Annotated in this window: 12 protein-coding genes; 6 read left to right on the forward strand and 6 right to left on the reverse strand. The window is 75.7% G+C overall.

Annotated elements, in window-relative coordinates; translation table 11 throughout:
• Positions 1–16: 16 nt before the first annotated feature.
• Positions 17–712: a mycofactocin biosynthesis peptidyl-dipeptidase MftE gene (gene mftE, locus RTG05_RS21345; protein ID WP_166526782.1), complete on the reverse strand. Its 696-nt coding sequence runs from the start codon at positions 710–712 to the stop codon at positions 17–19.
• Positions 713–725: 13 nt separating this feature from the next.
• Positions 726–2,645 (reverse strand): mycofactocin system FadH/OYE family oxidoreductase 2, encoded by a 1,920-nt coding sequence (locus RTG05_RS21350; protein WP_166526783.1) that lies wholly within the window; start codon positions 2,643–2,645, stop codon positions 726–728.
• 47 nt (positions 2,646–2,692) lie between these two features.
• Here RTG05_RS21350 and RTG05_RS21355 point away from each other — a divergent pair, with 47 nt between their 5' ends.
• Entirely contained in the window at positions 2,693–3,070 is a 378-nt protein-coding gene (locus RTG05_RS21355; protein WP_166526784.1) for a YchJ family protein, read from the forward strand.
• 166 nt (positions 3,071–3,236) lie between these two features.
• Positions 3,237–3,716 (forward strand): pyridoxamine 5'-phosphate oxidase family protein, encoded by a 480-nt coding sequence (locus RTG05_RS21360; protein WP_166526785.1) that lies wholly within the window; start codon positions 3,237–3,239, stop codon positions 3,714–3,716.
• Between the two features lie 15 nt (positions 3,717–3,731).
• Here the strand turns inward: RTG05_RS21360 and RTG05_RS21365 are convergent, their stop codons facing one another.
• The 4 genes from RTG05_RS21365 to mftA are packed head-to-tail and all read right to left on the reverse strand — an operon-like array spanning position 3,732 to position 7,388.
• On the reverse strand, positions 3,732–5,603 hold the full coding sequence (locus RTG05_RS21365; RefSeq protein WP_315912122.1) for a mycofactocin system FadH/OYE family oxidoreductase 1: 1,872 nt from the start codon (positions 5,601–5,603) through the stop codon (positions 3,732–3,734).
• Complete coding sequence (gene mftC, locus RTG05_RS21370; protein WP_166526786.1) at positions 5,570–6,778, reverse strand: mycofactocin radical SAM maturase; 1,209 nt, start codon at positions 6,776–6,778, stop codon at positions 5,570–5,572. The genes RTG05_RS21365 and mftC overlap by 34 nt, the downstream gene beginning before the upstream one ends.
• Entirely contained in the window at positions 6,775–7,278 is a 504-nt protein-coding gene (mftB, locus tag RTG05_RS21375; protein WP_315912123.1) for a mycofactocin biosynthesis chaperone MftB, read from the reverse strand. The genes mftC and mftB overlap by 4 nt, the downstream gene beginning before the upstream one ends.
• Positions 7,263–7,388 (reverse strand): mycofactocin precursor MftA, encoded by a 126-nt coding sequence (gene mftA, locus RTG05_RS21380; protein WP_166526787.1) that lies wholly within the window; start codon positions 7,386–7,388, stop codon positions 7,263–7,265. Before mftA ends, mftB begins: the two co-directional genes overlap by 16 nt.
• Before the next feature lie 125 nt (positions 7,389–7,513).
• Here mftA and mftR point away from each other — a divergent pair, with 125 nt between their 5' ends.
• The 4 genes from mftR (at position 7,514) to RTG05_RS21400 (ending at position 12,470) form a co-directional block, all read left to right on the forward strand.
• On the forward strand, positions 7,514–8,128 hold the full coding sequence (gene mftR / locus RTG05_RS21385) for a mycofactocin system transcriptional regulator MftR (RefSeq protein WP_315912124.1): 615 nt from the start codon (positions 7,514–7,516) through the stop codon (positions 8,126–8,128).
• 241 nt (positions 8,129–8,369) lie between these two features.
• Positions 8,370–9,662, forward strand: a complete 1,293-nt coding sequence (gene mdo, locus RTG05_RS21390) for an NDMA-dependent methanol dehydrogenase (RefSeq protein ID WP_166526788.1) — start codon at positions 8,370–8,372, stop codon at positions 9,660–9,662.
• A 74-nt stretch (positions 9,663–9,736) separates the two neighbouring features.
• On the forward strand, positions 9,737–10,957 hold the full coding sequence (locus RTG05_RS21395; protein WP_315912125.1) for an AAA family ATPase: 1,221 nt from the start codon (positions 9,737–9,739) through the stop codon (positions 10,955–10,957).
• Position 10,958: 1 nt separating this feature from the next.
• Positions 10,959–12,470: a VWA domain-containing protein gene (locus RTG05_RS21400; protein ID WP_166526789.1), complete on the forward strand. Its 1,512-nt coding sequence runs from the start codon at positions 10,959–10,961 to the stop codon at positions 12,468–12,470.
• The last annotated feature ends 8 nt before the right edge of the window (positions 12,471–12,478 follow it).

Here is a 12,478-nt window from a genome sequence, read left to right on the forward strand (position 1 = left end):
GGACGATAACCGCCGCTCAGCCGCGCAGCCGCCCGGAGGGGTCGACGTCCCAGCCCCGGACGGCGGCGGCCAGCCGCCCGGCCAGGCCCTCGAGCAGCGCCGCGCCCTCGCGCGCCGACGCGCCGGCCGGGTCACCGAGCACGCCGGTGGGGCTGACCGCCCGCACGCCCTCGGCGCGCAGCCGGGGAAACAGCTCGGCGATCGGCGTGGTGTCCCCCGCGACCGCCCGGTCGATGCGGACGGCGTCGGGTTCCACGTGCAACATGACCGACGTCTCGGTCCGCCCGGCGTGCGCGTCGCCGCCGGGCGGGGCGCACGGGAACCAGCCGACCTCGCGGCCCTCTCCGCGCAGCCGCGCCCCGGCGGTGCGCAGCGCGTCGAGGTTGCCGCCGTGCCCGTTGACCAGGACCAGCCGCCCGGCCCAGCGGCAGGCCGACCGGCCGTACTCGACCAGCAGCCCGGTCAGCGCCTCGGTGCCGAGGGAGACGGTGCCGGGGAAGTCCTCGTGCTCGCCGCTGGCGCCGTAGGCCAGGGCCGGGGCGAGCAGCGCGCCGTCGAGAACGTCGACGGCGGCCTCGGCGACCGCGCAGGCCACGGTGGTGTCGGTGGCCAGCGGCAGGTGGTGGCCGTGCTGCTCGACCGCGCCGAGCGGCACGAGCAGCAGCGGGCGCTCGGGCAGGTCGGGCCAGGTGGCGCCGGCGAGGGTGGTCACCGGGGCACGGTAGTCAGACCGCCAGCCCGGCGCGGTCGCCGTCCCGGGTGGCGTCGCCGGCCCGCCGCGGGGTGAGGCAGTCGCCGATCCGGTGCACCTCCAGGCCGCTGTCCCGCAGCGCCGCCCACAGCGCGTCGTCGGCGCGCGGCGGCGCGACGGTGACCACCCGGTCGACGGTGCGCTCCTCGGTGTCGCCGGTCGGGTGGTGCAGCAGCCGCACGGTGCGGCCGTCGACGGCGGTGACCAGCCGCTCCGTCGTCCGCCGGATGCCCAGGGCCGCCGCGCGCCGCTCCCAGCCGGGCCGCTCCAGGGTCAGGCCCAGGTCCTGGCCGGCGACCAGCGCCGCGGTGACCACCTCGACGGTGCAGCCGCGGCCGGCGAGCAGCTCGGCGACCGAGGTGGCCGCGGTGGTGCCGAGGTCGTCGACGACGAGCACGGCACCGGCCGGTGCGTCGGTACCGGAGAGCACGTCGCGGACGTCGACCACCCGGTCGCTCTCCCCCGCCCAGGCCGGCCGCGCCGGGCGGGCGCCGGTGGCGAGGACGACGGCGTCCGGGGCCTCGGCGAGGACGGCCGCCGCGGTGGCGCGCACGCCGGTGCGCACGGTCACGCCGGCGCGCGCGCACTCGGCGGCCAGGTCGTCGACCAGCGGTCGCAGCCCCTCCCGGCCGGGGGCGGACGCCGCGAGCCGGACCGCGCCGCCGGTGCACGGCGCCTGCTCCCAGACGGTGACCGCGTGCCCGCGGGCGGCCGCGGTGGCCGCGGCGCGCAGCCCGGCCGGCCCTCCCCCGACGACCAGCACCCGACGGCGGCGGTGCGGGGCCGGCAGCGGCGCCTCGCGGCCGGCCCGCGGGTTGGTCACGCAGCCGAGCGGCAGGTTGCGGCCCACCCGGCCCACGCAGTCGGAGTTGCACCCCAGGCAGCGGCGCACCTCGCGGTCCCGCCCGCCGAGCGCCTTGGCGGCGAACTCCGGGTCGGCGATCTGCGCGCGCACGGCGCCGACCAGGTCGCAGTCGCCGTCCGCGAGCGCGCGCTCGGCCTGGGCGGGGGTGAGGAAGCGGCCGACGCCCACCACCGGCACGTCGACGGCCCGGCGGACCGCCGCCGACACGTGCCGGGCGTACCCGGGCGGGGTGGTCATCGGCGGGACGACGCGGTCCAGCGTGGCCGTCGCGACGCCGACGGTGGTGCTGACGTAGTCGACCAGGCCGGCCACCAGCCGGGCGGTGGCCACGGCCTCGGCGAGCGTCGTCCCGCCGTCGAGACCCTCCTCGTCGGCCAGCCGGACACCGAGGGCCCGGCCGGAGCCGAGGGCCTCGCGGACGGCGGTCAGCACCTCGACGAGGAAGCGGGCGCGGTGCTCCAGCGGGCCGCCGTAGCGGTCGGTGCGCCGGTTGGTGGCACCGGAGAGGAACTGGCGGACCAGCGAGGACTGCGAGCCCTGCACCTCCACGCCGTCGAACCCGGCCACGGCGCAGCGGGCGGCGGCCTCGGCGTAGCCGGCGACCAGCCGGGCCAGGTCGGCGGCGGTGGCCTCGCGGGGGACCTCACGGAACAGCGGGTCGGGCACCGGGGAGGGTGCGGTGACCGGCGTCCGGGTGTGCAGCGAGTCCGACTGCCCGCCGTTGTGGTTGACCTGCGCGAACACCGGCACCCCGTGCGCGTGGACGGCGTCGGCGACCCGCCGCATGCCGGGCAGTCCGGCGGGGTCCCAGCCGTGCACGGTCTTCTCGTAGGGCCGGTCGGCGGGGTCGGTGGAGACCTCCTCGGTGACCACCAGCCCGGCCCCGCCGGCCGCCCGGGCGGCGTAGTAGGCCGCGTGCCGGTCGGTGAAGGCGCCGTCGACGGCGTAGTTGGTCAGGTGGGCGGGCAGGACGAGGCGGTTGGCCAGCCGCACCGGCCCGACGCGCAGCGGCGTGGCGAGGTGTCGCACGTGCCTCCCCCGTCGCGCCGGTGCTGCGGACGTAGAGACTGGCAGTCATGGCCCCACGACGCTGCCCCTGCGGCAGCGGACTGGCCTACGGCGAGTGCTGCGGCCGGCTGCACGACGGGTCTGCCGTGGCGGTGACCGCCGAGCAGCTGGTGCGGTCGCGGTACAGCGCCTTCGCCGTGGGCGACGCCGCCTACCTGCTCGCCACCTGGCACCCGTCCACCCGGCCGCCCTCGCTGGAGCTCGACCCGGCGGTCCGCTGGACCGGTCTCGACGTGCTCGCCACCTCCCGCGGCGGGCTGCTCGACAGCGAGGGCACCGTGGAGTTCCGGGCCTGGCACCGGCACGGCGGGCAGACCGGAGACCAGCACGAGGTCAGCCGCTTCACCCGGGTGGACGGCGTCTGGCGGTACCTGGACGGCCGCTGACCGGCCGCTGCCCCGGTGCCCGGGCGCACTCCCGCGCAGGTGCACGCACCCTCGCGCCGGTGCACCGGCGCGAGGGTGAGGGGAACGGCGCGGGAGTGGGGCGTGTCGGGATCTCCGGGCCTGGGCAGGAGTCACGAGGACACCGGACGAACTGCGAGAGGACGACATGACCGCCGAGGACACCCACAAGGTCGCCGAGCTTCTGAGGGGCCAGAGGTTCGGCTTCCTCACGACGACGTCACCCGAGGGCAAGCTGACCAGCCGCCCGATGGCGCTGCAGGAGGTGGAGTTCGACGGCGACCTGTGGTTCATCACCGAGCGCACCTCCGACTGGCTCGGCCACGTCGCGACCGCGCCGCAGGTCAACGTCGGGGTCGGCTCCGGGGGCACCTGGGTCTCCCTCAGCGGGCACGCGTCGATCGTCGACGACGTCGCCAAGAAGAAGGACCTGTGGAACGCCGGGGTCGAGGCCTGGCTGCCGCAGGGGCCCGAGGACCCCTCCGTGGTGCTGGTGAAGGTGCACGGGGACACCGCGGAGTACTGGGACAGCCCCGGCAACCGGCTGGCCACGGCGTTCAGCTTCGTCAAGGCCAAGGCCACCGGTGAGAAGCCCGACACCGGGGAGAACAAGGTCGTCGACCTCTGAGTGCGTTCTGAGCTGTCAGGGGGCGGCCAGGTCGGTCGCACCCCGGGTGAGCACCGCCCGCGCCGCGCGCCGGCCCTCGAGCACCGCCTCGAGCACGGTGCGCGGCGCGACGGCGTCCCCGGCCGCGGACCCGCCGGGCGGCACCTCCCCCGGCAGCAGCGGCCCGGCGTCCACCACGACGGCGCACGGCACGGACCGTTCCGTCCCGGTCCAGCGGTCGGCCAGCACCGCCACCCCGTCGGCGGCCGACCGCAGCAGCGACGACGTCTCCCGCCGCACGCCGGCCCGCGCCAGCCGGGCGTTGGCCGGGCCCAGGTCCCCGCCGAGCCGCTCGCCGGCCACCGCGTCCGGTGTGACCAGCACGACCTCGCGACCGGCCGCGGCGAGCAACTCCGCGACCCCCACGCCGACCGGCCCCCCGACCGGGTCCCACACCACCACCGGACCGGGCGGCAGCCCCGCGCCGGCCAGCACGTCGGCGGCGGTCACACCAGGACGCCGCCGCGCGCCGGTGGCCACGACGTCCCCGCCGTCGGCGGCGGTGCCCAGCTCGACCCGCACCCCCAGCCGCGACACCTCCCCGGCCAGCCAGCCGGCGAGGTCGGCGAACCGCGCCCGGCCGGGCAGCGCGGCCACCGCGTGCAGCGCGCCGCCGAGCCGGTCGGCGCACTCCACCAGCCGGACGGCGGCCCCCGCGGACGCCAGCACGCGGGCCGCCTCCAGCCCCGCCGGGCCACCGCCGACCACGGTGACCCGCCGGCCGGTGCCGTCGGGGAGGTCACCGTCGTGCGACGGGTCGGCCACGCAGCTGACCGGCGGGTTGCGGACGTCGCGCACCTGGCAGGCCTGGTTGCACAGGGTGCACGGCCGCACCGGGACGCCGGCCCGCGCCTCGACCACCAGGTCCGCGTCGGCGAGCTGGGCGCGGGTCATCTCCACCGCGTCGGCGACCCCGTCGTCCAGCGCCCGCTGGGCGGCGGCGACGTCCACGACCGACCCCTGCAGGACGACCGGCGTGCCCCCGGCGGCCGCGCGGACCGCGCGGGTGAGGTCGGTGTTGAAGCCGGGCGGCACGTGGCCGTCGGGCCGGTACGCCGAGGGCGCGAGCCCGCCGCCGCGGACGACGACGAGCAGGTCGACCAGCGGGGCGAGCGCCGCGGCGTACCCGACGGCGAGGTCGGGCGTGATCCCGGCCCAGGGCGCCTGCTCGTCGCAGGCCAGCCGCAGCGCCAGCACCCGCCGCGGGCCGAGCGGGGCCCGGACGGCGGCGAGCACCTCGCGCAGCAGCCGCGCCCGGTCGGCGCCGTAGCCGTCGGTGCGGGCGTTGGTCAGGCCGGAGAGGAACTGGCGCAGCAGCGAGCGCGGGCCGGCGTCGACCTCCACGCCGTCCACGTCGGCCGCCACCGCGACCCGGGTGCCGGCCGCGAAGCCGGCGACGAGCGCGTCGACGTCCGGCTGCTCCATCGCGACGGGCACCTCGCGGGTGACCACGTCCGGCACCGCGGACGGCGCCCACAGCGCCGTCCCCGCGTGCGCCGACGTGCCCTGGGCCCCGGTGTGCCCGAGCGAGGCGAGCACCAGGGCGCCGTACGGGCGGCAGGCGGCGACGACGTCCGCCCAGCCGGGGCCGCAGTCGGCGGCCAGGGGGCTGAGCTCGTAGGGGTGGTCGGAGACGTGCACCGACGCGGTCTCGGTGACCACGACGCCGCACCCACCGGCCGCCCGCCGGGCGTAGTGGGCGACGTGCCGCGCCGACAGCGCCCGGCCGCGGGCCAGGTTGGTCTCGTGCGGGCCGAACAGCACCCGGGAGGGCGCCGTCCGGCCCGCCAGGACCAGCGGGTCGGTGAGCCGGGTCAGCGCATGCCGGCCAGCGGGGACTCGTCGCACATCTTCGCGGGGACGGCCGGCATGCCGAGCAGCGTGGGCTGGCCGCGGACCGGGCCGGTGTGCGAGTGGTCGACCGAGCTGCGCGGCGCGACGGTGCCCGCGTCGCGGGCGGCCAGCGCGGACTCGCCGTAGCCCTGCACGCACTCGGGGTCGGGACCGTCCAGGGGCAGGCCGGTGAAGAACTTGGCCGCCATGCAGCCGCCCCGGCAGGCGTCGAAGTGCGCGCACTTCGTGCAGGCGCCGCCGGTCTGCGGGCTGCGCAGGTCGGCGAACAGCTCCGAGTGCTGCCACACCCGCTGGAACCCGCCCGGCGAGCGCACGTTGCCGGCGAGGAACTGCTCGTGGATGGCGAACGGGCAGGCGTAGACGTCACCCACCGGGTCGATCAGGCAGACCACCCGGCCGGCGCCGCAGAGGTTCAGGCCGGGCAGCGCCTCGCCGAACGCCGACAGGTGGAAGAACGAGTCGCCGGTCAGCACCCGGTCACCGTTGGCGAGCAGCCAGGCGTAGAGCTCCCGCTGCTGGGCCTGGGTGGGGTGCAGGGAGTCCCAGACGTCGGCGCCGCGGCCCGACGGGCGCAGCCGGGTGATCCGCAGCTGGGCGCCGTAGCGGTCGGTGAGCGCCCGGAACTCGTCGAGCTGCCCGGCGTTCTCCCGGGTCACCACGACGGACACCTTGAAGTCGCGCATGCCGGCCTCGGCGAGGTTCTCCAGCGCCCGGATGGCGGTGGCGTAGGAGCCGGTGCCGCGGACGCGGTCGTTGACCTCGGCGGTCGCGCCGTCCAGGGAGATCTGCACGTCGACGTAGTCGGTGCGGGCCAGCTGCTCGGCGCGGGCGCGGTCCAGCCTGACGCCGTTGGTGGAGAACTTGACGCCGACGTCGTGGCCGATGGCGTAGTCGAGCAGGTGCCAGAAGTCCGGCCGGACGGTGGGCTCGCCGCCGCCGACGTTGACGTAGAAGACCTGCATGCGCTGCAGCTCGTCGATCACCGCCTCGGCCTCGGCGGTGGACAGCTCGCGCGGGTCGCGCCGTCCGGAGGAGGACAGGCAGTGCGCGCAGGCCAGGTTGCAGGCGTAGGTGAGCTCCCAGGTCAGGCAGATCGGCGCGTCCAGCCCGTACTCGAACTGGTCGACCAGCCGCCCGCCCACGGGGCGCTGGGGCAGGACGCTGGTCATCGGTGAGCCTCCGGGGTGGCCTCGTCGCAGGGGCCCGCCGCGAGCTCCGGACGGCCCTCCTGCAGGGTCCCGCCGCGAGCGTGCGAGCGGTGGGGGGCAGGAGGGTCCTTCTCGGGGGGCGACGAGGTCCTTCTCTCGATCATCTGCGAGCGGGCGAGGTCGGCCAGCGCCCGGCGGTAGGCGGGCTGCTGGGCCACCGGGACGCCGCAGGCGACCAGGGCGGCGTCGGCGCTGGGGTGCTCGGCCAGCGTCTCGACGACGGTGACCAGCGCCTTCGACTTGAGGAAGGACAGCTTCCTGGTCCCGAAGGAGTAGACCAGCGCGCCGAACGGCTCCGGGCGCAGGGCCACCGACGGGGCCTTGCGCCAGGGCAGGGACGGGTCGAAGCCCGCGGACGGGGCGGGCGCGGGAGCGCCGGAGCCCGACGGGGAGGCGGCGCCGGCCCCGCCGGGGGGCGCGACCGGCGCCGCGAGCGGCGCGTCGATCAGTACACCCCGCACATGCCGTCGATGGAGACCTCCTCGACGAGGGACTCCTCGACCAGGGTCTCCTCGACCGCGGGAGCGGCCTCCGGGCCGCTGCCGGTCTGGGTGTCGTCGGTCTCGGGCACGGCGCCTCCTGTGATCCGGGTCATGCGGTGGCGGGCACGTTAGTGACACCCAGTGCCACCCGGCAACACCGGCCGCGTGTCCGGCGGCGCGCCGTCCGGGCGGTCCGGTGGCGCAGGATGGGCCGGTGACCGAGGGGCCCGTGGACGTGCGCGCCGACACCCGCGCCCGCCTGCAGCAGGCGGCCCTGGAGCTGTCCACCCGGGACGGCTTCGAGCAGGTCACCGCCGACGACATCGCCGAGGCGGCGGGGACCAGCCGGCGCACGTTCTTCCGCTGCTTCGCGACCAAGGCCGACGCGGTGTGGGGCGAGTTCGGCGCGCACGTCGACCGCCTCGAGCGGCTGCTGGCGGCGACCCGTGACGACCAGCCGGTGCTGGCCTCGATCTGCGCGGCCTACGTCGAGGTCAACGACTACGCCGACGGCGACCTGCCGATCCTGCGGCAGCGGATGGCGCTGATCCTCGGCGAGCCGGCGCTGCAGGCCCACTCGCAGGTGCGCTACGCCGACGTCGACCGGGTGGTGGCCGAGCACGTCGCCCGCCGCACGGGGCAGGCCCCCGGCGACCTGCTCCCCCGGCTGGTGGCCACCACCACGCGGGCCGCGGCGACCACGGCGTTCGAGGTGTGGCTCGCCGACGGGACGACGACCCTCGGGCGGGCCCTGCACGCCGCCTTCGACCAGCTCGCGCTCGGCTTCCCGGCCCTGCGTGGGGCCCCGCCGTCCTCGACGACCAGCTGAGCTGATCATCGCGGGTCCTGGCTCACCGCAGGCAGTGAGCCCGGACCCGCGACGGCGAGCCCGGACCCGCCCGGACGCCGGGGTGGGCGACCCTGCCCGGTCGGGCAGGTGCACCTCACCGGGCGGGCCGACCTGCACCTCCGGACGGCCGGTTCCGCCCCGGCACCCCTGCCGCGACCCGTGACGGCGCTCCTAGCGTCCGCGCCGACGACCCCGCCGGCAGCAGGAAGGGCCCCTCCCCATGAAGGTCGAAGAACTCCTCAGGCCGTTCCCGATCAAGGAGTTCCACCCGTTCCCGCGGGCCCTGATGGGCCCCGGCGCCCACGAGATCATCGGCCCGGAGGCGCTCAAGCTGGGCTTCAAGCGGACGCTGATCATGACGTCGGGCCTGCGCGGCACCGACATCGTCCACAAGATCGCGGAGTCGATGAAGTACCACGGCCTCGAGGTCGTCGTCTACGACAAGGTCGAGTCCAACCCCAAGGACTACAACGTCATGGACGCCGTGGGGATGTACCAGGAGAACGAGTGCGACAGCTTCGTCTCCATCGGCGGCGGGTCCAGCCACGACGCCTGCAAGGGCGCGCGCATCTCGGTGGCCCACGACGGGCGCAGCGTCAACGAGTTCGAGGGGTTCAACCAGTCGGAGAACCCGAAGAACCCGCCGCACATCGCCGTCTCCACCACCGCCGGCACCGGCTCGGAGACCAGCTGGGCCTACGTCATCACCGACACCACGACCGACCCGGACAACCCGCACAAGTACGTGGCCTTCGACGACACCAGCGTGACCACGCTGGCCATCGACGACCCGGTCCTCTACTACGACTGCCCGGTCGACTACACCGCCCAGTGCGGCTTCGACGTCCTGGCGCACGCCAGCGAGCCCTACGTGTCCCGGCTGAACTTCCAGCCGTCCCTCGGCAACGCCCTGTACGCGATCAAGCTGACCAGCCAGCACCTGCGCCAGGCGGTGTGGAACGGCCAGGACCTCGGCGGCCGCGAGGGCATGATGTACGCCCAGTACATCGCCGCGCAGGCGTTCAACTCCGGCGGCCTGGGCATCATCCACTCGATCAGCCACGCGGTGAGCGCCTTCTACGACACCCACCACGGGCTGAACAACGCGATCGCGCTGCCGCGGGTCTGGGCGTTCAACATGCCCACCCAGTACCAGCGGTTCGCCGACATCGCCGAGGCCATGGGCGTGGACACCCACGGGATGACCGCCCCGCAGGCCGCCGACGCCGCACTGGCCGCGGCCATCCGGCTGATGCGCGACGTGGGCATCCCCGAGCGGTTCGTGGACGTCACCACCGACAGCTACTCGAAGAACCGGCTGGGGCAGGGCCCGACGCGCTTCTACGAGAACGCCGCGGTCATCAAGGGCGACGACACCGACGTCGACCGGATCACCAACCACGTGCTCGGCGACGCCTGCACGCCGGGCAACGCCAAGGAGTGCACGTTCGAGACCGTCCGCCCGGTGGTCGAGCACTGCATGTCCGGCGACCTCGACGACCTGCTCGGCTGACCCGTCACCGACCCAGGGGCGGGGCGGTCCCCCCGCCGTCCCGCCCCTGTCCGCCCACCGCCCAGGAGTGCCGCGTGACCCTCCAGCCCGTGCCCGCCGACGCCGTCCCCGCCTCCCCCGACTTCGACTCGCCGGACGACGTGGCCCGCGCCTTCGCCGAGCACGGCTACATCGCCGACCGGCGGCTGGCCACCACCACGTTCGTCATGTCCCGGCTGGCCAAGCCGCTGCTGCTGGAGGGCCCGGCCGGGGTCGGCAAGACCGAGCTGGCCAAGACGCTGGCCGCCGCCACCGGACGCCGGCTGCTGCGGCTGCAGTGCTACGAGGGCCAGGACGAGACCAAGGCGCTCTACGAGTGGGACTACGGCAAGCAGCTGCTCTACACCCAGATCCTCCGGGACAAGGCCGCCGAGCTGCTCGAGGACACCACCTCGCTGGCCGACGCCGTCGACCGGATCGCCGGCGCGGACAGCGCCTTCTTCAACGAGCGGTTCCTCGCCCCGCGGCCGCTGCTGGAGGCGGTCCGCTCGCCGGACCCGGTGGTGCTGCTGGTCGACGAGGTCGACCGCGCCGACGAGGCCCTGGAGGCGGTGCTGCTGGAGATGCTCGCGGAATACCAGGTGTCGGTGCCCGAGATCGGCACCTTCGTCGCCCAGCAGGCGCCGTACGTCGTCCTGACCTCGAACAACACCCGCGACCTGTCCGCGGCGCTCAAGCGGCGCTGCCTGCACCTGTTCCTGGAGTACCCCGACGCCGACCGCGAGCTGGAGATCCTCCGGTCCAAGCAGACCGGCCTGGCCGACGCGGCGGCGCAGCGGCTGGTGCAGATCGTCCGCGGGCTGCGCGGCCTGGACCTGCGCAAGGCCCCGAGCATCTCCGAGACCATCGACTGGGCGCGCACCCTCGCTGTCCTCGGGGTGAGCGAGCTGGACGCGCAGGTGCTCGGCGACACCGTGTCCGTCGTCGCCAAGTACGAGCGCGACGTGCAGCGCTCGCGCGAGGCGCTGCCCCGGCTGGTCGACCCCAACGCGACGGTGCCCGCGCCGGCGGACCACGGCCACGGCCACGCGCACGGGTCCCACTCCCACGGCGGGCACGCGCACACCCACGACGACGGGGACGACGGGCGCCGGGCGCGGGCGGCCAAGGACACCCCCGGCCGGCACGACGGGAACTACTACGGCCAGCAGGCGCCGGCGGAGTCCCCGCCGCCGGCCGCTCCGCGGCAGGTGCGGCCCGGGCAGGGCGAGCGGTCGTTCAACCGGGGCGGCGGCGCCCGGCGGCGGCCGGTCTGAGGTGGAGGGCGCCCTGCACCGGTTCGTCCGGCTGCTGCGACTGCGCGGGATGCGGGTCTCCACCGCGGAGGCGATCGACGCCTACGCGGCCGCGGCCGCCGTCGGGGTGCGCGACCGGGCGGCGCTGGAGGCCGCGCTCGGCGCGGCGCTGCTCAAGGACCGCCGGGACGCCGAGGTCTTCGCCGACACCTTCGCCCGCTTCTTCTCCCTGCGGGCGGTGGTCGAGGCCGAGCAGGCCCACGGGCACGCGCACGACGACCTGGCCGACACCGGCGCGCTGCAGCGGATGACCTGGTCGCCGGACCCGGCCGCCGACGTGCAGGAGGGGCACAGCCACGGCAAGCCGGTGGACATCAAGGAGTTCTTCAAGCCCGAGGACCTCGCCGCGCAGTACAACCTGCACCAAGAGGCCAACAAGATCGACATGGCCTCGCTGACCCACGAGATCATGCTGTCCTCGGAGAGCCGCGGCGGCGACGCCTCCGACGCCCAGCAGGTGCAGCTGGAGGTCACCCGGCTGCACGACCCGGGCCTGCCCGGCGACCTGGTCCGCGCCGGCGGCACGCGGCTGGACCTGGAGCTGTCGGTGGCCCAGCAGCAGGCGCTGCGCGACTGGCTGGCCGACCCGGTCGGCGATCTGGACCCCGAGGTGGCCGAGGTGCTGCGCCGCCAGCTCGCCGGGGTCATCGAGGACCTGCCCGAGCTGCTCGCCGCCCACCTGCAGAAGCTCGCCGAGATGACCGAGGTGGCCATCGAGGAGCGGGAGCTGGCGCGGGCGCCGGTGGAGGAGGTGACCGAGGCCGACCGCGCGCGGATCGAGGAGTCGCTGCGCCGGCTGGCCACCTCGCTGCACGGCGGGCTGACCCACAAGAAGCGGCAGTCCCCGCGCGGGCGGGTCGACGTGGCCCGCACGATGCGCCGCAACCTGAAGTACGACGGCGTCCCGTTCCGGCCGGTGACGACCCGGCTCGCGGAGGACAAGCCGCGGCTGGTCGTGGTCGCCGACGTGAGCCTGTCGGTGCGGACGACGGCGCGGTTCACCCTGCACGTCGTCCACGCGCTGCAGGACCTGTTCGCGCAGGTGCGCACCTTCGCGTTCGTGGACGACGTCGTCGAGATCACCGACCTGTTCGACGAGCACCCGCTGGAGCACGCGCTGGGCCTGGTGTTCGGCGGCGACGTGATCGACGTGGACGCCTCCAGCGACTACGGGACGGTGTTCGCGAAGCTGGCCGCCGACCACTCCGGCGCCTTCACCCGCCGCTCGACGCTGCTGGTGCTCGGCGACGGCCGCGGCAACGGCAACGCCCCGCGGCTGGACGTGTTCGCCGACCTCACCCGGCGGGTGCGCGAGACCATCTGGCTGACCCCGGAGCCGCGGTACTCCTGGGCGCTGGGCGGCTGCGACCTGCCCGCCTACGCGGAGAACTGCAGCCGGGTGGAGGTCATCCGCGACCACTCCGGGCTGGAGGGCTGGGCGACCGACGTGGTCACCCGCGCGTCCGCCCGCTGAAGGAGGCT

The sequence above is a fragment of the Geodermatophilus sp. DSM 44513 genome (genome assembly GCF_032460525.1).
Classification (GTDB): domain Bacteria; phylum Actinomycetota; class Actinomycetes; order Mycobacteriales; family Geodermatophilaceae; genus Geodermatophilus.